The organism is Gemmatimonadota bacterium, from assembly GCA_016713785.1.
In the GTDB taxonomy this organism is placed as follows: domain Bacteria; phylum Gemmatimonadota; class Gemmatimonadetes; order Gemmatimonadales; family GWC2-71-9; genus JADJOM01.
The window spans coordinates 254,983-278,775 of record JADJOM010000003.1; the positions used below are offsets into that span (position 1 = coordinate 254,983).

Below are 23,793 nucleotides of genomic sequence, written 5' to 3' on the forward strand. Positions count from 1 at the left end.
GTCCACATGCGTTCGGGGGTGTGCGGATGAAAGTCGCGGTCGTCGGGAGCGGGTACGTCGGTCTGGTCACCGGGGCCTGCCTGGCCGAGACGGGGAATGAGGTGGTCTGCGCGGACATCGACGCGCGGAAAATCGAGCGGCTCAAGCAGAACGACATCCCGATCTACGAGCCCGGCCTCGAGGAGATGGTCCGGCGCAACCAGGCGGACCGCCGCCTGACATTCACCACGGACGTGGGCAAGGCGGTGGAAGAGGCCCGGGTGGTGTTCATCGCGGTCGGCACCCCGCCAGGCGAGGATGGGTCCGCCGACCTGCAGCACGTGCTCGCGGTGGCGCGAACCATCGGCCGTCACCTCAACGGTCCCAAGGTGGTGGTCACAAAGTCGACCGTTCCGGTGGGCACCGCCGAGAAGGTGCGGAGCGCCGTGGCCGCCGAGACCCAGGGCACGTTCTACGTCTGCTCCAACCCGGAGTTCCTCAAGGAAGGCGCGGCCATCGACGACTTCATGAAGCCGGACCGGATCGTCGTCGGTGTGGACCAGGACGCCGCCCGCGAGATCATGGCCGAGCTCTACGAGCCGTTCGTGCGGACCGGCAACCCGGTGCTGTTCATGGACATCCCCTCGGCGGAGGTGACCAAGTACGCCGCCAACGCCATGCTCGCGACGCGCATCAGCTTCATGAACCAGATCGCGATGTTCTGCGAGCGGGTGGGCGCCGACGTCAACAGCGTGCGGAAGGGGATCGGCACCGACCGGCGCATCGGGCCGGCGTTCCTCTTCCCGGGCCCCGGCTACGGCGGCAGCTGCTTCCCCAAGGACGTCAAGGCGCTGATCAAGACCGGCGCCGAGGTCGGGCTGCACTTCGAGGTGCTCGACGCGGTCGAGCGCGTCAATGACAAGCAGAAAATGGTGCTGCTCGAGAAGCTGCGGTCCGCCTTCGGAGGCCAGCTCGCGGGACGCACCGTGGCCCTCTGGGGCCTGGCGTTCAAGGCCGAGACCGACGACATGCGCGAGAGCCCGTCGATTCCGCTGGTGGAGGGGCTGCTCGCGGCCGGGGCCCGGGTGCAGGCCCACGACCCCAAGGCCATGGAGACCGCGCGCGAGGTCTTCGGCGACCGGGTGATGTACGCCGCCGACCCCTACAGCGCGGCGCACGGCGCCGACGCCCTGGCCATCGTCACCGAGTGGCTGGTGTACCGGAACCCGGACTTCGACCGGGTCAAGTCGCTGCTCCGGCAGCCACTGGTGGTGGACGGGCGCAACCTGTATGACCCGGTGCGCATGCGCGCGCTCGGCTTCTCCTACCACGGCATCGGCCGGAAGGTCTCATGAGAGTCCTGATCACCGGCGCCGCCGGGTTCCTCGGCTCGCACCTCACCGACCGTTTCCTGGCCGAGGGCCACGAGGTGATCGGGATGGACAACCTGATCACCGGGGCGCGCGAGAACCTGGCCCACCTCGAGGGGAACCGGAAGTTCCAGTTCATCCTCCACGACGTGAGCCGCTTCATCCAGGTGGACGGCCCGCTCGACGGTGTGCTCCACTTCGCCTCGCCGGCGAGCCCGATCGACTACCTCGAGCTCCCCATCCAGACCCTCAAGGTCGGGTCCCTCGGCACCCACAACGCCCTCGGGCTGGCCAAGGCCAAGGGCGCGCGGTTCTTCCTGGCCTCCACCTCCGAGGTCTACGGCGACCCGCAGGTGCATCCCCAGCCGGAGAGCTACTGGGGTCACGTGAACCCGGTGGGCCCGCGGGGGGTCTACGACGAGGCCAAGCGCTTCGCCGAGGCCATGACCATGGCCTACCACCGCTACCACGGCATCGACACCCGGATCATCCGGATCTTCAACACGTACGGGCCGCGGATGCGCGCCCGGGACGGGCGGGTGGTCTCGAACTTCGTGGTCCAGGCGCTCAAGGGCGAGCCGCTGACGATCTACGGCGAGGGACAGCAGACCCGCTCGTTCTGCTACGTCTCCGACGAGGTCGACGGCATCTACAGGCTCTTCATGAGCAACCACACCGACCCGACCAACATCGGCAACCCGATCGAGTTCACGGTGCGCCAGCTGGCCGAGAAGGTGCTCGCGATCACCGGCTCCGCCTCGACGATCGAGTCCCGCCCGCTGCCGGTGGACGACCCGAAGGTGCGCCAGCCCGACATCACCAAGGCCCGCACGCTGCTCGGCTGGGAGCCGAAGGTCCCGCTCGAGGAGGGGCTCCGGCACACCATCGCCTACTTCCGGACCCACCTCGGGCAATGACCCGCGTGCTGCTGACGGGGGCCGCCGGCTTCATCGGCTCCCACCTGGCGGAACACCTGCTGCGCCGCGGCGACGAGGTGGTGGGGATCGACAACTTCGATCCCTTCTACCCCCGGGCCGTCAAGGAGCGGAACCTCGCCACCGCCCGCGCCATGCGCGGCTTCCAGTTCCAGGAACGCGACCTGCTCGACACCGCTGCCCTCGGGGCGCTGCTCACTCCGGCCTCGGTGGTGGTGCACCTGGCCGCCAAGGCCGGGGTGCGTCCCTCGCTCGAGGACCCGGCGGGGTATGTCCGCGCCAACATCGCGGGCACCCAGTCCCTGGTCGACGCCGCGCGGGCCGCGGGGGTCACCCGCTTCGTGTTCGGGTCTTCCTCGTCGGTGTATGGGGACGACACGCCGGCCCCGTTCCGGGAGGATGCCGCCGCCATCCACCCGATCAGCCCCTATGCCGCCACCAAGCGGGCCGGCGAGCTGCTGCTGGAGGCGCTGGCGCCCCACGCCGGCCTCCGGGTGGCCTCCCTCAGGTTCTTCACCGTGTACGGTCCCCGCCAGCGTCCCGACCTCGCCATCCACAAGTTCACCGGCCGCCTGGCCCGGGGGGAGGCGATCACGATGTTCGGGGAGGGCACGGAGGCGCGGGACTACACCTATATTGATGACATCGTGGCGGGGGTCCTCGCCGCCGTGGACTGGACGGCCACCGCCCCCGTCGGGGTGGAGCCCTTCAACCTCGGGGGCAACGAGGCGGTCCCCCTGCGGCGCATGATCGAGACGATCGCCGGGGCGCTGGGCGTCACCCCCCGGATCGAGCGGGCCCCCCGGCAGCCCGGGGACGTTCTGCTCACCTCGGCCGATCTTGCCAAGTCCGCCCGCGTGCTGGGGTACCATCCGGCCACGCCGTTTCCTGAGGGTATTCGCCGTTTCGTCGCCTGGTACCGGGAGACCAATGCGCGTCAGTGACGAACCGCTGATCAACCAGGCCCGCGAGCGCTTTGCGCTGCAGGACTACTACGGCGCGATCCACCTCCTGCAGGGGGTGGTCGACTCGGGCCGCACCTTCGCCGACTGCCACCACCTGCTGGGCCTCTGCTACGCCCTGCTCGGGCAGCCCCTGCGTGCCCTGGAGCACTTCGGTCAGGCCCTCGAGCAGAATCCGCGCTACATCGAGGCGCACATCCACCGGGGCATCCTGCTCAACGACCTGGGCCGGACCGTGGAGGCGGAGGAGGCGTTCCGCCACGCCGCCGACCATAACGAAAAGCTGCCCTCCGGCTTCCCGGCGCACGTGGCCGCCAACCTGGCCAACCACCACTCCCTGCTGGCCGCGGCCTACGCTGAATCGGGGGCGCTCCCGCAGGCCATCGAGCAGTACCGGGCGGCCGTGGCCTTGGGCCCCAACTTCGCCGACATCCGGTACAAGCTGGCCCGCGCCCTCCTCGAGGCCGGGGATGCGCTCTCCGCCCGGGAGGAGCTGGAACGGGTGGTCCGGGACCGGCCCAACTTCGTCGACGCCCTCGCCTCCCTCGGGCTGGCCCGCTACCTCTCCGGTGATGCCGCCGGCGCCCAGCAGGTCTGGCATGAGTGCCTCCTCGCCCGTCCCAAGAACGCCCGGGTCGAGGCCTACCTTGCCATGCTGGAACGGGCCACCGAGTGAAGGGCTGGGCCCCGCTGCTCGTCCTCTGCCTGGGCTGTGTCGGCTCCGCCGCGGATCATGAGCGCCTGGGCGACGCCGCGTATGGCCAGGGGGAGTACGGCACCGCGCTCGAGGAGTACCGCGCCGCCGCCCGGGATGACGACCACGCCCGCGTCTGGGCCAAGCTCGCCGCGTCCGCCCTCAAGTCCGCCGACCTCCGCGAGGCCTCCGAGGCGTACTCGCGGATGGCCAGCGCCGACCCGACGCGCGCCACCGAGGCCGCGCGGGGCCTCGAGCAGGTGGCCCGCGCGGCACAGCAGTCCGAAGATGGCGTCGCGTTGCGCCAGGCGGTGGAGGCGCTGCGCCGCCTCGCCCCGGAGCGGGTGAGCGCGCGGCAGACCGTGGCGCTGGTGCGCAGCGGGCAGCTCGAACCGGCCGAAGCCGCGGGCATCGGGCCGCTGGCGCTCGCGGCAGCGGGAGACGCCGCCCAGGTGGACCAGATGCTCGTGATGTACGGCGCCGCCCTGCAGCAGACCACCGCCTGCAGCGAGGCCGCCGACGTCTACCTGGTCGCCTTGCGGCGCTCCCGGGAGGCGACCGTCCGTCAGCGCGCGGCCGACGGGCTCGGCGCCTGCGGGGTCCAGCTCGGACTCGAGGCCCTGCTCGTCGGCGAGCCGCAGGTCGCCGCCCAGTGGTTCCAGCGCGTGGTGGCGGTAGATTCGGACTCCGAGCGGGGCCGCCGGGCGCTGGTCGGGCTCGGTGATGCCCGGGTGGCCCAGGGCGACATACTCGGCGCGGCGATCGCCTACCAGGACGCGATGCGCCGCGGTGCCAGTGATTCCATTGTGGCCATGGCGGAGCAACGCCTGACCCGCCTCGGGGCGCCCCAGGCCCCCGCGGATTCCCAGTGACGTGAAGAGACCGATGATGACACGGCGTCGTGCCGCGCGTTGCCTTGCCCCGCTGGCCCTCCTGCTGCTCGGCGCCTGCGGCCACGGCCCCCGGCCGGCGGCCACTCCCGGCCCCGTCCCCACGGCCGCGGGCCTCTCGCGCGACGAGGTGACCGCGCTGTGGGGCCGGGCCATGGCCCAGTTCCGGCGCGGCCGGTGGAGCAAGGCCTCCACCCTCTTCGAGCGGGTGACCCTCGAGGTACCGGTGGGCGACACCCTCTCGGTGATGGCCCACTTCCACCTGGCGGAGTCGTACTTCGGGCTCGGCAACCAGCTGCAGGCGGCGCGCGAGTTCCGGAAGGTCTCGGACGAATCGCCCAACAACCGCCTGGCCCCGGAGGCGCTGCTCCGTACCGGCGATGCCTATGCCGACCTCTGGCGGCGCCCGGAGCTGGACGACAGCTACGCCCAGACCGCCAAGGCCACCTACCAGGAACTCCTCAATCGCTACCCCGACGCGCCGGCGGCGGCCCGGGCGCGGATGCGGGTGGTGGACCTCGAGGAGTGGTTCGCGGTCAAGGCGTATCGCTCGGCCCAGTACTATTACCGGCTCAAGGCCTACGACTCGGCGATCCTCTACCTCAAGGACATCGCCGCCACCTACCCCCGCGCGAGCATCACCCCGACCGCCCTCCTGCGGCTGGTGGACGCGTACCGGGCGGTCGGGTACGCCGAGGATCGCCGGGAAACCTGCACCTACATCCGCCGCTTCCATCCTTCGACGCCCGGCCTGGACCTCGCCTGCCCGGCGCCAGCGGACTCGACCGCCGCGGGCACCTGACCGCGGCGGCCGCTCCCCCGCTCCCCCTCCCGCGATGATCGGCCTGCTCGGCGGCTCCTTCGATCCGATCCACCACGGCCACCTGCTCGTGGCCCAGGCGGTCCTGGAGGCGCTCGGGCTGGAGCAGGTCCGGTTCGTGCCCGCCCGCGAACAGCCCTTCAAGATCGGCCGCCACGGCGCCCCGGCCGCGGCCCGGGCCCGGATGGTGGCGTTGGCCATCGCGGGGGAGCCACGGTTCGCCCTGGAACCGCTGGAACTCGAGCGCCCGGGCCCCTCCTACACCGTCGACACCCTGCGGGCCCTGCGGGCCCGGGAGCCGGACCGGGAATTTGCCCTCCTGGTCGGGGCGGATGCCGCCCGGGATCTCCCGACGTGGCACCAGGCGGACGCCCTCGTCGGGCTGGCCACCTTGGTCGTATTCGCCCGGTCCGGGGTCGAGGTCCCCGTGCTGCCCTGGCCCTGCCGGAGGGTCGCGGTGCCCGAGGTCGAGATTTCCGCCACCACGGTGCGGGCCCGGGTGGCGTCAGGCCGGCCGATCCGCTACTGGGTTCCGGAGCCGGTGGCGGGGTTCATCTCTGCCAACGGGTTATATTTGGCGGATGCTTAAGAGTCTGATCACAAAGGTCTTCGGGACCCGGTTCGATCGCGAAGTGAAGAAGGTCCAGCCCCTCGTGGACGCCATCAAGCGCCAGGAGGCCGCGCTCGCCGACTACACGGAAGACCAGCTGAAGGCGCAGACCCCCCGCTTCCGGGCCCTGCTCGCGGAGCGCACGGGCGCCATGAAGACGGAACTCGACGCCGTCCGGCAGGCGCGCCATGACTGCGCCGATCCCGCCGAGCGCGATGCCCTCGAGGACCGCTACCACGACCTCGAACTCCGCTACAAGAAGGCCCTCGCGGCCGCCCTGAACGAGATCCTCCCCGAGGCGTTCGCCACGGTCCGCGAGGCCTGCCGCCGGCTGGTCGGCACCACGGTGCTGGTGACCGGCCGGGAACTGACCTGGGACATGGTGCCGTACGACGTGCAGCTGATCGGCGGGATCGTCCTGCACCAGGGCCGGATCGCGGAGATGGCCACGGGCGAGGGCAAGACGCTCGTCGCCACCCTGCCGCTGTACCTCAATGCCCTGGCGGGGCGGGGCGCCCACCTGGTCACGGTGAACAACTACCTGGCCCGCCGCGACAGCCAGTGGATGGGCCACGTCTACCGCTACCTCGGGCTCACCGTCGGCTGCCTCGACGACACCGAGCCCTCCTCGCCCGAGCGCCGCGCGGCCTACAACGCCGACATCACCTACGGCACCAACAACGAGTTCGGGTTCGACTACCTGCGTGACAACATGGTGTTCTCGCTGGAGCAGCGGGTGCAGCGGGAGCACGCCTACGCCATCGTCGACGAGATCGACTCGATCCTCATCGACGAGGCCCGGACCCCGCTCATCATCTCCGGGCCGGTGGGGAACGAGAACGACGACAAGTACGCCCAGCACAATCGCCAGGTGGTGGAGCTGGTGCGGCGGCAGACGGCGGTGGTGAACACCATGCTGGCCGAGGGGGAGCCGCTGCTGGCCGACCCGAAGACGCTGGCCGAGGGGGCCCGCAAGCTCTACGTGGCCCGGCTGGGCATGCCCAAGAACAAGAAGCTGCTCAAGCTGCTCAACGAGCCGGGGGTCAAGTCCGCGGTGCAGCGGGTGGAGCTCGACCACATCGCCGACCGCAAGCTCCCGATGCGGCAGCAGGCCATGCGGGAGCTGGAGGAGTCGCTCTTCTTCGTGCTGGACGAGAAGGGCCACTCGGTGCACCTGACCGACCAGGGCGCGGTGGCGATGTCGCCCAACGATCCCGGGCTGTTCGTGGTCCCCGACATCTCGGAGGCGGTGCACGCGATCGACCGCGACACCAGCCTGCCCCCCGACCAGCGGGTGCTGCGGCGGCGGGAGGTCGAGGCGGAGTACGCGCTCAAGAGCGAGAAGCTGCACATCATCCACAAGCTGCTGCAGGCCCACGCCCTCTACGAGAAGGAAGTGGACTACCTGGTGCAGGACGGCCAGGTGGTGATCGTCGACGAGTTCACCGGTCGCGTCATGGCGGGCCGGCGCTGGGCCGACGGGCTGCACCAGGCCGTGGAGGCCAAGGAAGGCGTGCAGGTGAAGGGCGAGACCCAGACCCTCGCCACGATCACCATCCAGAACTACTTCCGGATGTACGACAAGCTCTCCGGCATGACCGGCACCGCCGAGACGGAGGAGCAGGAGTTCTTCACGATCTACGGCCTGGAGGTCTCCGTCATCCCCACCAACCGGCCCATCCGCCGGTCGGACGAGGAGGACCGGATCTACAAGACGCGCCGGGAGAAGACCAACGCCATCGCGGACGAGGTCGAGCGGATCCACGCCGCGGGGCTGCCGGTGCTGATCGGCACGGTGACCGTGGAGGTCTCGGAGACCCTGTCGCGCCAGCTCAAGCGGCGCGGGCTCAAGCACGAGGTCCTCAACGCCAAGTACCACCAGCGCGAGGCCGAGATCGTGGCGCAGGCGGGGCAGCGGGGCGCGATCACCATCGCGACCAACATGGCCGGGCGCGGCACCGACATCAAACTCGGCGCCGACGTCACCAAGGTGGAGAGCACCGACGGGCTCCAGATCATCGGCACCGAGCGCCACGAGTCGCGCCGGATCGACCGGCAGCTGCGGGGCCGCTCCGGCCGCCAGGGCGACCCGGGCCGCTCGCTCTTCTTCCTGTCCCTCGAAGACGACCTCATGCGGCTCTTCGGCACCGACCGCATCGCGGGGTGGATGGACAAGGGCGGGGCGGAGGAGGGCGAGGTCATCTCCCACCCGTGGGTCACCGGCGCCATCAGCCAGGCCCAGAAGCGGGTGGAACTGCAGAACTTCCAGGCCCGGAAGCGGCTGCTCGAGTACGATGACGTGATGAATCAGCAGCGCGAGGTGGTTTACAGCCTGCGACTCTTCGCCCTGGAACGGGGCGAGCAGCTCAAGGCGGAGGCCACCCGCATGGTAGACCAGGCGATGGACCGCGTGGTCACCCTCATGCTGGCCGACGCCGAGAAGCCCGAGGACTACGACCGCGAGGGTCTCCGCGCGGCGCTGCTGCAGCAGTTCCTGGTGCAGGCCGACGAGGTCACCGACACCGCCCGGGCCGGGACCCTGGACCAGATCCGGGGGCTGGCGCGCGCCGCAGGCCATGAGGCGTTCCGCCGGAAGATCGAGTACTTGCTCGACTTCGGCCGGCAGCTGGGGGCCCCCGATGTGGACAGCCAGGTGCTGTCGACGGTGATGCTCACCGTGCTGGACGAGAAGTGGAAGGACCACCTCTACGACCTCGACCAGCTCCGCAACGCCATCCAGTACCGGGCCTATGGCCAGAAAGACCCGCTCGTCGAGTATAAAAAGGAGGCCTTCGAGATGTTCGAGGACCTCATGCGTGACGTGCACGCGAGCTTCACCGAGCGGTTCCTGAAGATCCAGATCACCGCCGAGCCGCCCCGGCCCCAGGCCCCGCCCCCGCCGGCGGCCGCGGCGCCGCGGCGGCCGCCGGCCCCGAGCGCCGGGGCCGATGACATGTTCGCGCCGGATGCCCGGGAGGCGCCGCCGGCGCCCCCGCCGCAGGTCGGGCCGCGGCTGCCGGCGCCCCCGCCGATGACCACCAATCGGGGCCCCCTGGCGCCCGCCAGGGCCGGCACGGAAACGGTGGCCGAGGTGGGCCGCAACGACCCCTGTCCCTGTGGGTCCGGCAAGAAATACAAGAAATGCCACGGCGTGGGGAAGTAGCCCCCGCCTGACCGCCCCCCGCCACCGCCCGGCCCTCGCGGCCGGGCGGTGCTGTTTTCGCCGGCGGAAGGCTCCCGCATCGCGCGATTCCGGCACCCGTCCGGCCGGGCGCGACGGCTATCGTCAGGGGATGACCGCCCCTTCCGAGGCCAGCCCCATTGATCGCCCCCGGGAGCGCCTGTGGCGACTCGGGGCGCCGGCGCTCGCCACCGCGGAGCTGCTGGCCATCCTGCTCGGCACCGGAGCGGCGGAGCAGGGCGCCGGCGCCATCGCGGCCGAACTGCTGGAGCGCGCAGGGGGGTCCCTGCGGGAGCTCCGCGCCCGGCCGCCCGCGGAGCTGACTCGCAGCCGTGGGGTCGGGCCCGCCAAGGGCGCCCGCTTGCTGGCCGCCCTGGAACTGGCCGCCCGGCTGGTGGAGGAGCGGCGTCCCGTCCTCCCCAGGGTCCGGGAGCCCGCGGACGTCGCTGCCCTTCTTGGGCCCCGGGTGCGGGACCTCCCCGTGGAGGAGTTCCACGTCCTGGTCCTCGACAGCCAGAGCCGGGTCCGGCGTGACGTCCTGGTGAGCCGGGGACTGCTCAACAGCGCCCTGGTGCATCCCCGGGAGGTCTTCCGGGCGGCCATCGCCGAGGCCGGTGCGGGGATTATCCTGGCCCACAATCACCCCAGCGGGGATCCCACGCCGTCGGCGGAAGACCGGGCCGCCACCCGCCAGCTGGTGGAGGCGGGCCGGTTGCTCGACCTTCCGGTGTATGACCATGTGATCGTGGCGGGGGATCGATTCCTGTCCTTCGTGGCTGCCGGGCTGCTCTGACGGGGCGGCAGGGACTGCCGCCACTTGCGCAACCCCGCATCCGGTGCGGAATTACGTTCAGGAGCCCCGGAACGCCCGCCGCTTCCTTCCGAGCGGGGGTGGGGCTGTTCGTCGCCCTGGACACGCATGACCGGAACGCTGCCCGACATCGCCCCCGATTTCCGCGCCCTGCTCGAGCGCCACGCCGACCGGCTGGACCTCGAGCAGATCGACCGCGCCCTGCGGTTCAGCGCGTCGGCCCACCGGGGCCAGAAGCGGGTCTCGGGCGAGGACTTCATCCAGCACTCGATCGCGGTGGCGCGGACCCTGGTGGAGCAGCAGCTCGACACCACGTCGATCGTCGCGGCGCTGCTGCACGACGTGGTCGAGGACTCCGATATCCGCACCGAGGACATCGCGCGGGAGTTCGGCGCCGAGACCGCCGGCATCGTCGATGGCCTCACCAAGATCGCCAGCCTGACCTTCCGCTCCACGGCGGAGCAGCAGGTGGAGAACTACCGCAAGCTGCTGCTGTCGATCGCCAAGGATGCCCGGGTCATCATCATCAAGCTGGCCGACCGGCTGCACAACATGCGGACCCTCGACCCGCTGGCGCCGGAGAAGCGCGCCCGGATCGCCACCGAGACCCGCGAGATCTACGCCCCGCTGGCGCACCGCTTCGGCATGGCGGGCATCAAGGCGGAGCTGGAGGACCTGGCCTTCAAGTTCCTCGAGTCCGAGGACTATCGGGCGCTGGTCACGCAGGTGCAGGCGCGGCGGGCCGAGCGGGAGCAGATGATCCTCAAGCTCCAGGTGCCGCTGGAACACGAGCTCAAGACGTCCGGCATCTCGTGGTACGAGGTCACCGGGCGGCCCAAGCATCTCTGGTCGATCTACCAGAAGATGAAGAAGCGCAACAAGCCGTTCGACGAAATCTACGACCTCATGGCGGTCCGGGTGATCGTCACGTCGGTCCAGGAGTGCTACCACGTCCTGGGCATCATCCACCACAACTGGACCCCGCTGCAGGAACGGATCAAGGACTACATCGCGAGCCCCAAGTCCAACGCGTACCAGTCGCTGCACACCACGATCTTCGGGCCCGGCGGGCACCTCTTCGAGGTGCAGATCCGGACCCAGGAGATGCACCGGACCGCCGAGTACGGCATCGCGGCGCACTGGCTCTACAAGGCCGACCCGAAGCGCAAGGAGATCGACCACCACTTCGCCTGGTTCCGCCAGCTGCTGGAGCTGCAGCAGGACACCCACAGCGCCGAGGAGTTCCTCGAGTTCCTCAAGGTGGACCTCTACCAGGACGAGATCTTCGTGTTCACCCCCAGGGGCGACGTGAAGCAGCTGCCCAAGGGCGCCACCCCGATCGACTTCGCGTTCATCGTCCACACCGACGTGGGCCTCCGCTGCCAGGGCGCCAAGGTGAACGGCCGGATTGCGCCGCTGCACCGCGAGCTCAAGAACGGCGACACCGTGGAGGTCTTCACCGGCGCCGCGCCCCGGCCCAGCCGCGACTGGCTGGCGCACGTGAAGACCGCGCGGGCCCGCCACAAGATCAAGGCATGGATCCGCCACCAGGAGGACCAGGAGGCGCTCTCCCTGGGCGAGGAGCTGCTGGCCCGCGAGTGCAAGCGGCGCCGGCTGGCGGTGCCGGAGCCGGGCGCGCTCGATCAGGCCGCCGAGCGGCTCGGCGTGGTGGATGGCCGGCAGGTGGTCATCGGCCTGGGGCGGGGCGACCTGACCATCGTGCTGGTGCTGCGGGCGGTCTACCCGGAGGTCTCCGCCGACGACCTGCAGGAGCAGAAGCCGAGCGTCATCGGGCGGGTGATCGACCGCATCCGCCTGGGATCGGGCATCCGCATCCAGGGGCTCTCCGGCCTGATGGTGCGCTACGCGCAGTGCTGCCAGCCGGTGCCCGGGGACCAGGTGGTCGGGTACGTGAGCCAGGGTCGCGGCATCTCCATCCACCGCGCCGACTGCCCGAACCTGCTCAATCTCAACGGCGAGGGCCGTCGGGTCGAGATCGACTGGCAGGAGGCCAAGGGGGAGGCCTTCGCGGTGCGCCTCGCGGTGAGCGGGGACGACCGCCGCGGGCTCTATGCCGACGTCATGCAGGCCATCAGCCAGAGCGGCACCAACGTCAAGGCCGCCGAACTTTCCACCAAGGACGGGACCGTCTTCAGTTCGATCGTGGTCGAGGTCGAGAGCCGGGCGCACCTGGCCCGGGTGATCAAGGCCATCCGGAAGGTGAAGGGCATCAACGACGTGGAGCGCCGCGAGGCCCCCGCGAGCGGCGGTACCTAGGGCCGCCGCGGTCGGCGGGAAGCTGCAGCACGGGCGGCCCGGGCGGGCCGCCCGTGCGCGTTCAGGGGAGCTGGGCCAGGAAGGCGAGGAGCTGCTCCGCGATCCGCTGCCGGCCGGCCGCGTTGAGGTGCCCGCCGTCATCGGTCCAGGCAGGGGCGAGCGCCGGGACGGCCTGGCCCTGGCGCAGCACCCCGGCGCGCACCCCGTCCGGCCCGGTGGACTCGTAGGCCGCGAGGTCGAACACCGGTTCCTTCCCGGCGTACTCGGCGCGGAGGAGGGCGTTGTAGGCCGCGCGGCGCGCGTTGAGGTCATCCTGCGTGGTCTTGCCGAGCAGGCGCTTGACCAGCGCCTTGGGCCCCGTCTCGCGCGCCGTGAGGGGCGCCGTGACGTGGACCAGGAGCAGGCCGGGCCGGGCCAGGCGGAGCGCCGCCATCCGCTCGCGATAGTTGGCGAAGACCGCCGCCGGGTCGGTCCCGGGCCCGAAGTCGAGGTAGCAGTACTTGTGCAGCGCGAGGGTCGCCTGTTGCCCCGCGGGGGAGCCGAGGGCCGCGAGGAAATCGTCCGTCTTGCGGGCCGGCTGGCCATTGTCACCGATCAGCGTCTCCAGCAACGCCCCGGCGGGCGCCGGGCCGACCTCGCGCAGCGGGGTGACCCGGAGGGCCACCCGCGGGTCGCGCCCGGCGACCTCCCGGATTCCCTCGAGGAGGTTGGCGCCGACGGACTGGTGCCCGAAAAGCACGACCCGCGCCGCCAGCCGGGTGAGGGCGCTGTCGGGTACCGCCGCGAGCGCCGGGAGCGCGGGCGGGGCGGGGAAGTCCGCGACGTGGCTCATGTCCGTGGTCTCGCATGCCAGCAGGCCGACGAGGAGGGCGGGCAGGACCGCCGAGGCGGCGCGACGGGGCATGTCAGCGTTCCTTGGAGTCGAGGAGAGTCGGGCCGTCGGTCGGCGGTTCGGTGCCGGGGACCGGCGCCACCACCTTGGCCGGGTTCCCGAAGAGGATCACGTTCTCGGGATACCGGCGGACGCACACCGAGCCGTAGCCCACGGCCGAGTTCCGGCCGATCCAGGCGCCGGGCAGCAGCCCGACCTCGAGCGAGATCCATACGTTGTCCTCGACGATGACCGGGGCCGTCCGGATCGGGGCCGTCGGGTCAGTCCGGCGATTCACGTGCGTGCTGTGAAAATCGGTGTCAGTGATCCGGCATTCGGCGATGATGCAATCCCGGCCGATGGAAATGGCCTGGGCGCAGCCGAGGCGGACCCCGTCCATCATGGTGCCATCACCGATGGTGATCCGGGCCTCGCGGCCGTGGGTCCAGGGCGTCACCCGACCCATGAGCGAAATGTTGTCGCCCATGATCACCTCCCCGGGCCCGCTCAGCACCAGGGTGCCGAAGACCCGGAAATTGCGCCCGGCGGTGAACCGCAGGCCGCGGAGCCGGTACCAGAACTTGTACCAGCGACCCTTGAGCAGCGCCAGCGAGACCTCCAGCGCATGGCTGGGTGCTACCCCGGCAGGATGGGCGCCGAACTGCGACGGGCTCACGCCGCCCGGTCTCCATGCTGCCGCCGCAGCACGTAGTCCGCGATCGCGCGCAGGCTGCCCAGGTTGGCCTCCCGGATGTCCCCCTCGGGCACCTGCACGCCGAAGCGCTCGTCGAGGAACCCGATGACCTCCATGATGCCCATGGAGTCGATCAGGCGCCGCTCGAGGAGCCGGTCGTCGTCGGCCAGCACGATCTCCGGGCGCATGTAAAGAAAGTTCTCCACGATGAACTGTCGGACATCGGCGAGGACTTGTGCGTCGGTCATGGGTGCATCCTCCGGGGACTGCGTCAGGCGGCGCCCTGTCCGACCAGGCGCGACTCATCAAGGACCGTATCGGGAACCGCGAGCACGACGCCGATCTCGGCATCGCGCAGGAACGCCTGGTGCCACAACTGGGTGGAGATGATGCCCACCAGGGCCTGGCCCTCCCGGGCGCCGGTGATGCGCCCGGCGCGGCCCCGACGCACCAGCCCGGCCACCGCCGCGGGGGCAAAGAGCCCCACGGTGGCCAGCGCCTCGGGGCTCAGGGCCTCGTCGATCCAGCCGGGCGCGCCCGGCGCAAAGAAGGCCTGCGCGTCCGGGGACCGGTACGGCTGCTTCGGCCGTTCCGCCGCGGCCGCCGGCAGCATCGTGCGGGCCCAGGCCCGCAGCAACCGCTTGTCCCGCAGCCCGCGAAGCTTGGCCGATTCCGGCAGCGCCGCCGCGAACGCAAAGAGCCGGTGGTCCAGGAACGGGTACCTGCCCTCGACGCCGAAGGCGAGGCTCATGCGGTCGCCCTGGGCCGCGAGCAGGTAGCCGGCGAGCAGCGTCTCCAGCTCCAGCCACGCGGCCCGGTTCATCGCCGACCACCCGGTGAAACCCGCGGGGAGCGTGGCCCGCAGCTCCACGAGCGGGTCCGCGGACTCGACCGCCGCCCGGAATGCCGGGGAATAGAAGGCGCGGACCGCGCCGCTGGCGGCGAAGCGCGGCAGGTGCGAGAACAGCGGGTCGTCGATCGGTCCGGCCTCCAGGAACGCCTGACGCCAGAACTCTCCCCCGGCGGCCCCGCCGAGGTAGCCATAGAGCCGCTCGAACAGGCGCGGCCGGACACTCGATCCGGGCTGCCGCAGGCAGAAGCGGCGGACCAGCGTTTCCTTGAACAGGTCGTAGCCGAGGAACAGCTCGTCGGCGCCTTCGCCGGTGAGCACCACTGTGATGCCGTGCTCGCGGGTAAGCCGCGCCAGGTGATAGAGCGGGACCGGCGCGGTCCGCATGAGTGGCGTCTCGGCATGCCAGACCGCGGCGGGGAACGCCTCGGCGATCGCGCGGTTCCCGATGGTCAGCGCCGTGTGCCGGGTGCCAAGCGCCCGGGCCACCAGCTCCTGGTGCGGCCGCTCATCGAAGCGGGGGTCCTCGAACGCAATCGAGAAGGTGCGCAGGCCGCCATGGGCCGCTTCATTGGCCAGGCGGCAGATGACGCTCGAGTCGAGCCCGCCGCTCAGGTAGGCACCCACCGGCACGTCGGCCACCAGGCGGTCGCGGACGCTGGCCCGGAGCAGCGCATCCAGCTGCTCCACGGCGTCAGCGGGGGCCGCGGCCGCTTCCGGGAAGTCCGGCTGCCAGTAGCGGCCCCCGGTGAGCGACCCGGCGTGCCACTCGAGCCAGCTCCCCGGCTCCACCTGACGCACCCCGCGGAATGGTGTCCGGGGCGCCCGGGGGCCCCACAGGAGCAGCGCCTGGTCCACGCCGACGGGGTCCGCCTCGCGGGGCAGGGCGCCGCTCGCGAAGAGTGCCTTCACTTCCGACCCGAAGTACAGGTCGCCACGGTGCTGGGCATAGAACAGCGGGCGCACCCCGAACCGGTCCCGTGCCAGCACCAGCCGCTCGGTCCGCCGGTCATAGAGCGCGAAGGCGAACTGCCCCTCCAGGCGCGGGAGCATCGCGGGGCCCCAGCTTTCCCACGCGTGCACCAGCACCTCGGTATCGCTCGCGGTGCGGAAGCGGTGACCCAGGGCCAGCAGCTCCGCGCGCAGCGCCCGGTAGTTGTAGATCTCCCCGTTGTAGGCGACGATCACGTCGCCGACCTCGTTGGTGAGCGGCTGGGCGCCGCCCGCGAGATCGATGATGCTGAGCCGCACGTGGGCCAGCCCGACCCGGCGGCCGAGGTAGAGCCCGAAGCCGTCCGGTCCCCGGTGGCGGATGGCGCTGCCCATGCGCACCAGCTGCTCCCGGGGCACGCCCCGGGGCTGGCCGAGCAGGATCCCCGCCAGTCCGCACATCAGGCCGGCGCCCCCTCGCCCAGGTCCACCGGTTCCACCAGCAGGGAATGCAGGTGGAGGTACCGGGTCGTGGCGCGCTTCTGGGCCAGGTCGCTCCAGGCGCGCTCCACCCCCTCCGGGGTGAGGCCCAGGCGCTCGGCCGCCTCCACCACGCTCCAGCCGGCGTTCCGGGCATGGAGCACGGCGTCGAGCGTGGTGTAGGGCAGCCCGAAAAAGAACTCCTCCTGGGTCTGGGGCAGGGAGAAGGTGTCGGTGGTCGGGGTACGCTGCAGGATCTCCTCCGGGACGCCCAGCACGGCGCCCAGCTGATAGACCTGCGACTTGTAGAGGTGGGCGATCGGCTTCACGTCCGCCAGGCCGTCACCGCCCTTCACGAAGAACCCCTGGTCGTACTCCAGGCGATTGGGCGTGCCGATGACGGCGTAGTGCAGCCGGTCGGCGTGGTAGTAGTCCATCAGCTTGCGGACGCGCTGCTTGAAGTTGGTGGCCGCGATGATCTCGCGATACTCGCGGGCCGGCAGCGGCACCCGCTGTGCTTCACCGTCCGGGGGTTGCACCAGCAGGGACGGCACGTTGAGGCTGTCCGCCTCGAGACGGTCCGTCGGGGTCACGATCTTGCAGCCCCAGCCAGGGCCGAACGCGGGAACTACGCGTCGGATGGCCTCATCCCTGCGGGCGTAGCAGCCCAGGGCCGCGAGGGTCGGTCCGATCTCCTCGACCACGGTCGGGATACCGAACGCATCGGCCACCGCGCGTCCCAACCGGGTGCTGAGGGGATCGGACTCATATTCCGGGAGGAGCAGGCCGAACACCCGGGCGGGACCCACCGCCCGGGCAGCCAGGCCCGCGCAGACGGCGGAGTCGATACCGCCGCTGATCGCCACGACGAAGCCGCGGCGGCCCAGGGTTTCCGCAAGGGACTTCCGGAGGGCGCTGGCGATCCGCGCAATCTCGGCGTCGGGGTTACCAAGCAGTGGTTGAGGGACCGCACGGCCCGCTGGCATGGACATGGCAGTTCCTGAAATGGTAGCCTGATACTGCGACAACTGACGCGTCCATGCAACAGGTGCCTGACGACGGATATGCGAGCCAGGTCACCGGCATGGCTGAAATTGCAGCAACTCTGCGCCCGGAGTCCAACCGTGAACCTCGCCGAGCTGCTCTGGGTCCGTGCAGAACAGTCCGGGGATCGGCCAGCGATCCTCGCTCCCGGATCGGCCACATCCTGGCTGGGCCTCAGGCGCCGCGCCTCCGCGTGGGCGGCGGCCCTCGCGCGGGCAGGCCTGGTGCCGGGCGATCGAGTGGCCATCCTCTGCCCGCGCGGACCGGAGGCCATCGCTGCCTACTTCGGGGTTCTCGCGGCCGGTGGTATCGCGGTGCAGCTCGATCTGGCCTTCCGCGATGCACAGATAAAGCACATTCTGCGCCATTCCGGTGCCCGGATTGTGGTCGCGGATCCGGGCTGCCTCCCCCAGGGAATCCCCCACGCAGAGTTGACACTGCTCCGTTCGACGGACCTGACACGAGTCGGCGGGCGGACCCCCATCGCCCGGGATGCCGACGATCCCGCGCAGCTCATCTACACGTCCGGCTCGACCGGCCTCGCCAAGGGCGTGGTGGTGACGCACGGGAACCTGGTGGCCTCGGCGCGGATCGTGACGGAATACCTCGGGATTGTTCCCACCGATCGCATCGCGAGCGTGCTCACGGTGAGCTTCGTCTATGGACTGAGCCAAGTGCTGCTCGCGGTGCAGGCCGGCTCGACGCTGGTCATCATCGACGCCGCGCTGCCGGCCGACGTGATCGATGCCTTCCGCCGGGAACGGATCACCGTCCTCGCAGCGGTGCCGCTGCTGTGGCACCAGTGGCTCGCGACCCCTGGTTTCCGGGAACAGCCACTGCCCGACCTCCGGGTGCTGACCAACGCCGGCGGCGGCATTTCCGCGGAAACCGCCCTGGCCATCGTGCGGGCCCAGCCGGGCGCCCGCCTGTTCCTGATGTACGGCCTGACCGAGGCGCTGCGCAGCACCTTTCTGCCCCCCGAGGAGGTCCATCGTCGGGCCGGTTCGATCGGGCGGGCCATCGCCGAGACCGAGATCTTCCTGGTCCGCGAGGATGGGGCGGAGTGCGGCATCGACGAGGTCGGGGAGATCGTGCAGGCGGGGCCCACCGTGACCCTGGGGTACTGGGACAACCCGGAGGCCACGGCCCGCGCCTTCGTGCCCCATCCGCGCGGGGCGTCCGGTCGCGCGGTCCGCACCGGCGACCTCGCCCGCCGGGATGCCGCGGGGTTCCTCTACTTTGTGGGACGCCGCGACCGGCAGGTGAAGTCGCTCGGCTACCGGGTGAACCCGGAGGAACTGGAGCACGCGCTTACCGATTCCGGCCTGACCGGGGCCCACGCGGTGCTGGCCCTCCCCGACCCGATGCGCGGCCACGCGCTGGTGGCCTACGTGGTCCTGGCGCCCGGCGTGGAGGTCGCCGCCATCCGCCGGTATTGCGGGCGGGAACTCCCGCGACACCTGCAGCCCACCACCATCCGGGTCCTCACGGAGCTGCCACGCCTGCCGAGCGGCAAGCCGGACCTCGCGCGGCTTGCCAGTTTGTAACAGCGGCAGGCTTCGGCATTGACCCCGCTCCGGGAACGGCTATCCTAGCCGGCCCGACTCCCGACCGGCCCTGACGGATGACGAACTACTGGCTGCTGAAGACCGAGCCCTCCACGTATTCCTTCGACCGCCTGGTCGCGGAGGGGACCGCGGTCTGGGATGGCGTCCGCAACAACCTGGCGCTCAAGTACCTGCGGGAGATGAAGAGCGGCGACCGGGTCCTGGTGTACCACTCCGGGGCGGAGAAGGCCGTGGTGGGGCAGGCCCGGGTCACCCGCGCCGCCTATGCCGATCCGACTCGCGACGACCCCAAGCTCGTGGTCGTAGACCTTGCCCCCGGTGCCCGGCTGCCTCATCCGGTACCGCTCGCGGCCATCAAGCAGGATCCCCAGCTCGCCGAGTTGCCCCTGGTCCGGATGAGCCGCCTCAGCGTGATGCCCGTCGCGCCGGAGCACTGGAAGCGCCTGCTGGAGCTCGCCGCCGGCCGCTGACGGCTCCGGCTCCCGAAGAAACGCCGTAGCTGGTATATTGGGCCCATGTCGAGCCCCGCCTTCCAGGTCGTCGCCCCGTTCCAGCCCGCGGGCGACCAGCCCGGCGCCATCGCCGACCTCACGGCGGGGCTGGTCCGTGGGGACCGCTACCAGACCCTCCTCGGGGTCACCGGATCCGGGAAGACGATGACGCTGGCCCACGTCATCGCCAACTACGGCAAGCCCACGCTGGTGCTCTCTCACAACAAGACCCTGGCCGCCCAGCTGTACGGCGAGCTCCGCCAGTTCCTCCCCGGGAACGCGGTCGAGTACTTCGTCTCGTACTACGACTACTACCAGCCGGAGGCCTACGTCCCCTCGACCGATGTCTACATCGAGAAGGACGCCTCCATCAACGCCGACATCGAAAGCCTCCGGCTGCGGGCCACCTCGAGCCTCATGGAGCGCGAGGACGTGGTCATCGTCGCCACGGTGAGCGCCATCTACGGCCTCGGCGACCCGGCCGAGTATCGCCGGCTCCTGGTGACTGCCCAGGTGGGCGAGGAGAAGGGCCGCGACAGCCTGCTCGCGGACCTGGTGCGGATCCAGTACGGGCGCAATGACGTGGCGTTCGAGCAGGGCACCTTCCGGGTCCGCGGCGATACCGTGGAGATCTTCCCGGCGTACGCCGAACAGGCGCTCCGGGTGGAGTTCTGGGGTGACCGCGTGGAGCGGGTGGCCAAGGTGGATCCGCTGACCGGCAAGGTCATCGCCAGCCTCGAGCGCTGCGCCATCTACCCGGCCAAGCACTTCGTCACCGAGCGGCCCACCATCGAGCGTGCGGTGAAGGTCATCCGCGCCGAGCTGGCGGAGCGGCTGCGGCAGCTGCGCGAGGCAGGGAAGCTGCTCGAGGCCCAGCGGCTGGAGTCGCGCACCACCTTCGACATCGAGATGATGCTCGAGGTGGGCACCTGCGCCGGGATCGAGAACTACTCCCGGCCCATCTCCGGACGGCAGGCCGGGGAGCGGCCCGCCTGCCTGCTCGACTACTTCCCGCCCGAGTTCCTGGTCGTGGCCGACGAATCCCACGTCACGCTGCCGCAGATCGGCGGCATGTTCAACGGGGACCGCGCTCGCAAGACCACCCTGGTGGAGTACGGCTTCCGGCTGCCCTCGGCGCTGGACAACCGGCCGCTGCATTTCGACGAGTTCATGACCATCGTGCCGCAAATGCTGTGCGTCTCCGCCACCCCCGGTGAGCTCGAACTGCGGATCTCCGCCGGGCGGGTGGTGGAGCAGATCATCCGTCCCACCGGCCTCGTCGACCCGATGGTGGAGATCCGGCCGGTGCAGGGCCAGGTGGACGACCTCCTCGGCGAGATCCGCGAGCGGGTCCGCCTGCGGGAACGGGTGCTGGTCACCACGCTCACCAAGCGCATGTCGGAGGACCTCACCGACTACCTCCAGCAGACCGGGGTCCGGGTGCGCTACCTCCACTCCGACATCGACGCGATCGAGCGGATGGAGATCCTCCGTGGGCTCCGGCTCGGGGAGTTCGACGTCCTGGTGGGGATCAACCTTCTGCGGGAGGGGCTCGACCTGCCGGAGGTGTCGCTGGTGGCCATTCTCGACGCCGACCAGGAGGGGTTCCTGCGCTCCGACCGCTCCCTGATCCAGACGGTGGGCCGCGCGGCGCGGAACGTCAACGGGAAGGCCATCCTGTACGCCGACCGGATGACCGGATCCATGGACCGTGCGCTCAAGGAGATGGAGCGGCGGCGGGTCCGGCAGCTGGCGCACAATGCGGAGCATGGCATCACCCCGCGCTCCATCATCAAGTCCATGGACGAGGTCCGCCTCACCACGCGCGTGGCCGATGCCCGCACCGAGAAGCCCGAGAAGCGGAAGGACGAGCGTCTGGTGGAGCTCGACTTCCGCGACCCTGCGAAGCGGGCGCAGACCATCGCCGCGCTCGAACGCCAGATGAAGGAAGCCGCCGCCAACCTCGAGTTCGAGGTGGCCGCGATGCTCCGCGACCAGGTGACCGAGCTGCGGGCGCTGGAGGCGCCCGAGGTGGGGCGCGGCCCGGCGACCACCCGGAAGCGCGCATGATCCAGGTGCTGACCGAACCGGAACTTGCCGCGACGGCCGAGGCGCTGGGGGCGGCGCTCCCGCCCCGCACGGTCCTCACCCTCGAGGGCAACCTCGGGGTCGGCAAGACCACCTTCGCGCGCGCCCTCGCGCGCGGGCTCGGCGTCCGCGAGGAGGCCACCAGCCCCACCTACGCGCTGGTGCACCGCTACGCCGGCCGGCGCGGCCCGGTGTTCCACCTCGACTGCTACCGCCTCCGGGATCCCTCCGAGGCGGCGGACCTCGACTGGGAGGGGCTGCTCGCCGAGGGCGATGCCCTGATCGTCGAGTGGCCGGAACGCGCCGGTCCCTGGCTCCCGGCCGCCGACCGACGGTACCGCCTGACACACCTGCCGGATCCCGACCGTCGCGGCCTCGAGGAACTGGCCTGATGTGGCTGGCCATCGACACCGCCACCGACCGCGCCTCCATCGCCCTCGGCGGGCCGGGGCTCGTGGCGGCGCGGGCCGAGGTTGTCGGTGCCCGGCGCCACGCCGCCGAACTGCTGCCCGCCATCGAACGCTGCCTGGCCGAGGCGGGCCTGGGGTATGGCGCCCTCGAGGGCATCGTGCTCGCGGATGGTCCCGGCAGCTTCACGGGGCTGCGGGTGGGGGCGGCCGTGGCCAAGGCCCTGGTCCGGGCGCGGCGCATGCCCCTGTGGGTGACGCCGTCGCTCCTGGTGTGCGCCGCGGCGCGGGGAACGGTCGACGGCGTGGTGCTGGCCGTCAGCAACGCCCTCCGCGGCGACCTCTTCGCCGCCGCCTATCGCGTCAGCCCCTCCGGGGTGGAGACCATCCTGGCGCCCGCGGTGCTTCGTCCCGACGCCATCCACGCCTTGGTGCCCGCGCCTGTGGCGATTGTCGGGCCGGCGGCCTCGACGCTGGGGAGCCCGCCGACGTGGCCGGAGGCGGCGATGCTGCTCGATCTCGTGGGGCGCGCGGGCGGGGTCCGTCAGGTGGCCGCGGTGGCTGCCTGGGAGCCGGAGTATGGCCGCCCCGCCGAAGCCCAGGTCCAGTGGGAACTCAAGCATGGCCGACCCCTGGCTGATCCGGCCCGCGCGGGCCGCTGACGCCGCGCGCATCGCGCCGATCGAGCAGCGGTGCTTCAGCGACCCCTGGAGCGCCGCGGCGTTCGAGGACGTCTTCCGGTTTCCCCTCGGGATCGGCCTGGTCGCCGAGTGGGACCGCCAGATCGGCGGGTACCTGGTGGGGCGCGCCGTGGCCGGCGAGGGCGAGATCATGAACCTCGCGGTGGCGCCGGAGCACCGCCGGGAGGGTCTCGGGGCCCGGCTCCTCGAGGAGGGGCTGGGCCTCCTCCGGGCGCGCGGGGCGCGGCAGGTGTACCTGGAGGTCCGGGCGGGGAATGAGGCTGCGCGCGCCCTCTACGAGCGGCGCGGCTTCCGCCCGGTCGGGCGCCGGTCAGGGTACTACCGGAATCCGGCCGAGGATGCCATTGTCCTCCGCCTCGCCCTCCCCGATGGCGCGTGATTCCGTGCCCATCCCGCTAGATTTCGTGTAGGCGACGGACGGCGGTTCCCGGTATTCTCGGCCCCGTCCGTCCAGACCAACTGTCCCCCAGCAGTGGAGGTTCCCGTGAGTCGCAGCCTCAACAAGGTGACCCTGATCGGCAACATCGGTCAGGATCCGGAAGTGCGCAGCACCAGCGGTGGTGGCCGCGTCGCCAATTTCAGCCTGGCCACCAGCCGCCAGTGGAGCGGCCAGGGCGGTGACAAGCAGGAGAAGACCGAGTGGCACCGCGTCGTCGCGTGGAACAACACGCGCGGGGGTGGCACCGGCCTCGCCGACGTCATCGAGAAGTACTGCAAGAAGGGCGACAAGCTCTACGTCGAGGGTCGGATCGAGTACCGCTCCTGGCAGGACAAGGACGGGCAGACCCGCTACACCACGGAGATCATCGCCAACGAAGTGATCATGCTCTCCGGCAAGGGTGGAGCGGCAGGGGACGGCGGCGGGTTCACCCCCGCGCGCGCGGGGGCCGCCAGCCCGGCGGCGCCGGCCAAGAAGGATGCGAAGGAAGGCGGCAAGGAGGGCGGCAAGGAGTCGTTCGACGACTTTCCCGGCGCACTCGATGGCGAGGACGACGACCTGCCGTTCTGAGTCACCGCGCCCACCTGACTTCGGCCGCCAGCCGCCCCGCGGGGCCGCTGGCGGTCGTGTTGTTCGCCCTGACGGAGCTCCCGTTCGCCCCGTCCCCGGTGGGTGTGACTCGCATCACCAGCCCAACCGCA

At 71.0% G+C, this 23,793-nt stretch carries 22 protein-coding genes; 17 read left to right on the top strand and 5 right to left on the bottom strand.

The window, feature by feature from the left end; genetic code table 11:
• Positions 1–26: 26 nt before the first annotated feature.
• From IPJ95_08790 to IPJ95_08835, 10 genes are all read left to right on the top strand, one after another.
• Positions 27–1,334 (top strand): UDP-glucose/GDP-mannose dehydrogenase family protein, encoded by a 1,308-nt coding sequence (locus IPJ95_08790; GenBank protein ID MBK7923714.1) that lies wholly within the window; start codon positions 27–29, stop codon positions 1,332–1,334.
• Positions 1,331–2,266 (top strand): SDR family oxidoreductase, encoded by a 936-nt coding sequence (locus IPJ95_08795; protein ID MBK7923715.1) that lies wholly within the window; start codon positions 1,331–1,333, stop codon positions 2,264–2,266. The genes IPJ95_08790 and IPJ95_08795 overlap by 4 nt, the downstream gene beginning before the upstream one ends.
• The gene (locus IPJ95_08800; GenBank protein ID MBK7923716.1) at positions 2,263–3,228 is read left to right on the top strand and encodes an NAD-dependent epimerase/dehydratase family protein; all 966 of its coding nucleotides are present in this window, start codon (positions 2,263–2,265) and stop codon (positions 3,226–3,228) included. Before IPJ95_08795 ends, IPJ95_08800 begins: the two co-directional genes overlap by 4 nt.
• Positions 3,215–3,922, top strand: coding sequence for a tetratricopeptide repeat protein (locus tag IPJ95_08805; GenBank protein MBK7923717.1), 708 nt, complete (start codon positions 3,215–3,217; stop codon positions 3,920–3,922). The genes IPJ95_08800 and IPJ95_08805 overlap by 14 nt, the downstream gene beginning before the upstream one ends.
• Entirely contained in the window at positions 3,919–4,812 is an 894-nt protein-coding gene (locus IPJ95_08810) for a hypothetical protein (protein ID MBK7923718.1), read from the top strand. Before IPJ95_08805 ends, IPJ95_08810 begins: the two co-directional genes overlap by 4 nt.
• A gap of 16 nt (positions 4,813–4,828) precedes the next feature.
• Positions 4,829–5,632 (top strand): outer membrane protein assembly factor BamD, encoded by an 804-nt coding sequence (gene bamD, locus IPJ95_08815; GenBank protein MBK7923719.1) that lies wholly within the window; start codon positions 4,829–4,831, stop codon positions 5,630–5,632.
• A gap of 34 nt (positions 5,633–5,666) precedes the next feature.
• Positions 5,667–6,239 carry a nicotinate (nicotinamide) nucleotide adenylyltransferase gene (gene nadD, locus IPJ95_08820; GenBank protein MBK7923720.1) on the top strand — a complete coding sequence of 191 codons (573 nt, stop codon included), beginning with the start codon at positions 5,667–5,669 and terminating at the stop codon, positions 6,237–6,239.
• Complete coding sequence (gene secA / locus IPJ95_08825; protein ID MBK7923721.1) at positions 6,232–9,423, top strand: preprotein translocase subunit SecA; 3,192 nt, start codon at positions 6,232–6,234, stop codon at positions 9,421–9,423. Before nadD ends, secA begins: the two co-directional genes overlap by 8 nt.
• Positions 9,424–9,553: 130 nt before the next feature.
• Positions 9,554–10,234: a DNA repair protein RadC gene (gene radC, locus IPJ95_08830; protein MBK7923722.1), complete on the top strand. Its 681-nt coding sequence runs from the start codon at positions 9,554–9,556 to the stop codon at positions 10,232–10,234.
• Between the two features lie 126 nt (positions 10,235–10,360).
• Positions 10,361–12,529, top strand: coding sequence for a bifunctional (p)ppGpp synthetase/guanosine-3',5'-bis(diphosphate) 3'-pyrophosphohydrolase (locus tag IPJ95_08835; GenBank protein ID MBK7923723.1), 2,169 nt, complete (start codon positions 10,361–10,363; stop codon positions 12,527–12,529).
• A gap of 61 nt (positions 12,530–12,590) precedes the next feature.
• On the opposite strand, the gene IPJ95_08840 is transcribed toward IPJ95_08835, so the two are convergent.
• From IPJ95_08840 to nadE, 5 genes are read right to left on the bottom strand one after another with little or no spacing between them, the layout of a single operon-like run.
• A complete protein-coding gene (locus IPJ95_08840; GenBank protein MBK7923724.1) occupies positions 12,591–13,433 on the bottom strand; it encodes a hypothetical protein in 843 nt (280 codons plus the stop codon).
• A 1-nt stretch (position 13,434) separates the two neighbouring features.
• A complete protein-coding gene (locus tag IPJ95_08845; protein MBK7923725.1) occupies positions 13,435–14,076 on the bottom strand; it encodes an acyltransferase in 642 nt (213 codons plus the stop codon).
• On the bottom strand, positions 14,073–14,342 hold the full coding sequence (locus IPJ95_08850; protein MBK7923726.1) for an acyl carrier protein: 270 nt from the start codon (positions 14,340–14,342) through the stop codon (positions 14,073–14,075). The genes IPJ95_08845 and IPJ95_08850 overlap by 4 nt, the downstream gene beginning before the upstream one ends.
• Positions 14,343–14,365: 23 nt before the next feature.
• Positions 14,366–16,336, bottom strand: a complete 1,971-nt coding sequence (gene asnB, locus IPJ95_08855; GenBank protein ID MBK7923727.1) for an asparagine synthase (glutamine-hydrolyzing) — start codon at positions 16,334–16,336, stop codon at positions 14,366–14,368.
• Entirely contained in the window at positions 16,336–17,346 is a 1,011-nt protein-coding gene (gene nadE, locus IPJ95_08860) for an NAD(+) synthase (protein MBK7923728.1), read from the bottom strand. Before nadE ends, asnB begins: the two co-directional genes overlap by 1 nt.
• 132 nt (positions 17,347–17,478) lie before the next feature.
• Here nadE and IPJ95_08865 point away from each other — a divergent pair, with 132 nt between their 5' ends.
• From IPJ95_08865 to IPJ95_08895, 7 genes are all read left to right on the top strand, one after another.
• Entirely contained in the window at positions 17,479–18,945 is a 1,467-nt protein-coding gene (locus IPJ95_08865) for an AMP-binding protein (protein ID MBK7923729.1), read from the top strand.
• Between the two features lie 77 nt (positions 18,946–19,022).
• Positions 19,023–19,436, top strand: coding sequence for an EVE domain-containing protein (locus IPJ95_08870; protein MBK7923730.1), 414 nt, complete (start codon positions 19,023–19,025; stop codon positions 19,434–19,436).
• A gap of 45 nt (positions 19,437–19,481) precedes the next feature.
• Entirely contained in the window at positions 19,482–21,527 is a 2,046-nt protein-coding gene (gene uvrB / locus IPJ95_08875) for an excinuclease ABC subunit UvrB (protein ID MBK7923731.1), read from the top strand.
• Complete coding sequence (tsaE, locus tag IPJ95_08880; GenBank protein MBK7923732.1) at positions 21,524–21,937, top strand: tRNA (adenosine(37)-N6)-threonylcarbamoyltransferase complex ATPase subunit type 1 TsaE; 414 nt, start codon at positions 21,524–21,526, stop codon at positions 21,935–21,937. The genes uvrB and tsaE overlap by 4 nt, the downstream gene beginning before the upstream one ends.
• A complete protein-coding gene (gene tsaB / locus IPJ95_08885) occupies positions 21,937–22,614 on the top strand; it encodes a tRNA (adenosine(37)-N6)-threonylcarbamoyltransferase complex dimerization subunit type 1 TsaB (protein MBK7923733.1) in 678 nt (225 codons plus the stop codon). Before tsaE ends, tsaB begins: the two co-directional genes overlap by 1 nt.
• Positions 22,574–23,032, top strand: coding sequence for a ribosomal protein S18-alanine N-acetyltransferase (gene rimI / locus IPJ95_08890; protein MBK7923734.1), 459 nt, complete (start codon positions 22,574–22,576; stop codon positions 23,030–23,032). The genes tsaB and rimI overlap by 41 nt, the downstream gene beginning before the upstream one ends.
• 105 nt (positions 23,033–23,137) lie before the next feature.
• Positions 23,138–23,662: a single-stranded DNA-binding protein gene (locus IPJ95_08895; protein ID MBK7923735.1), complete on the top strand. Its 525-nt coding sequence runs from the start codon at positions 23,138–23,140 to the stop codon at positions 23,660–23,662.
• Positions 23,663–23,793 lie beyond the last annotated feature (131 nt).

Excerpts from the sequence above, each read along its gene's own strand:
- IPJ95_08840 (MBK7923724.1), bottom strand. The coding sequence starts at position 13,433 with ATGCCCCGTCGCGCCGCCTCGGCGGTCCTGCCCGCCCTCCTCGTCGGC.
- IPJ95_08850 (MBK7923726.1), bottom strand. The coding sequence starts at position 14,342 with ATGACCGACGCACAAGTCCTCGCCGATGTCCGACAGTTCATCGTGGAG.
- asnB (MBK7923727.1), bottom strand. The coding sequence starts at position 16,336 with ATGTGCGGACTGGCGGGGATCCTGCTCGGCCAGCCCCGGGGCGTGCCC.
- rimI (MBK7923734.1), top strand. The coding sequence starts at position 22,574 with ATGGCCGACCCCTGGCTGATCCGGCCCGCGCGGGCCGCTGACGCCGCG.
- tsaB (MBK7923733.1), top strand. The coding sequence starts at position 21,937 with ATGTGGCTGGCCATCGACACCGCCACCGACCGCGCCTCCATCGCCCTC.
- secA (MBK7923721.1), top strand. The coding sequence starts at position 6,232 with ATGCTTAAGAGTCTGATCACAAAGGTCTTCGGGACCCGGTTCGATCGC.
- uvrB (MBK7923731.1), top strand. The coding sequence starts at position 19,482 with ATGTCGAGCCCCGCCTTCCAGGTCGTCGCCCCGTTCCAGCCCGCGGGC.
- tsaE (MBK7923732.1), top strand. The coding sequence starts at position 21,524 with ATGATCCAGGTGCTGACCGAACCGGAACTTGCCGCGACGGCCGAGGCG.
- IPJ95_08835 (MBK7923723.1), top strand. The coding sequence starts at position 10,361 with ATGACCGGAACGCTGCCCGACATCGCCCCCGATTTCCGCGCCCTGCTC.
- IPJ95_08795 (MBK7923715.1), top strand. The coding sequence starts at position 1,331 with ATGAGAGTCCTGATCACCGGCGCCGCCGGGTTCCTCGGCTCGCACCTC.
- IPJ95_08870 (MBK7923730.1), top strand. The coding sequence starts at position 19,023 with ATGACGAACTACTGGCTGCTGAAGACCGAGCCCTCCACGTATTCCTTC.
- IPJ95_08800 (MBK7923716.1), top strand. The coding sequence starts at position 2,263 with ATGACCCGCGTGCTGCTGACGGGGGCCGCCGGCTTCATCGGCTCCCAC.
- nadE (MBK7923728.1), bottom strand. The coding sequence starts at position 17,346 with ATGTCCATGCCAGCGGGCCGTGCGGTCCCTCAACCACTGCTTGGTAAC.
- IPJ95_08790 (MBK7923714.1), top strand. The coding sequence starts at position 27 with ATGAAAGTCGCGGTCGTCGGGAGCGGGTACGTCGGTCTGGTCACCGGG.
- nadD (MBK7923720.1), top strand. The coding sequence starts at position 5,667 with ATGATCGGCCTGCTCGGCGGCTCCTTCGATCCGATCCACCACGGCCAC.
- bamD (MBK7923719.1), top strand. The coding sequence starts at position 4,829 with ATGACACGGCGTCGTGCCGCGCGTTGCCTTGCCCCGCTGGCCCTCCTG.
- radC (MBK7923722.1), top strand. The coding sequence starts at position 9,554 with ATGACCGCCCCTTCCGAGGCCAGCCCCATTGATCGCCCCCGGGAGCGC.
- IPJ95_08805 (MBK7923717.1), top strand. The coding sequence starts at position 3,215 with ATGCGCGTCAGTGACGAACCGCTGATCAACCAGGCCCGCGAGCGCTTT.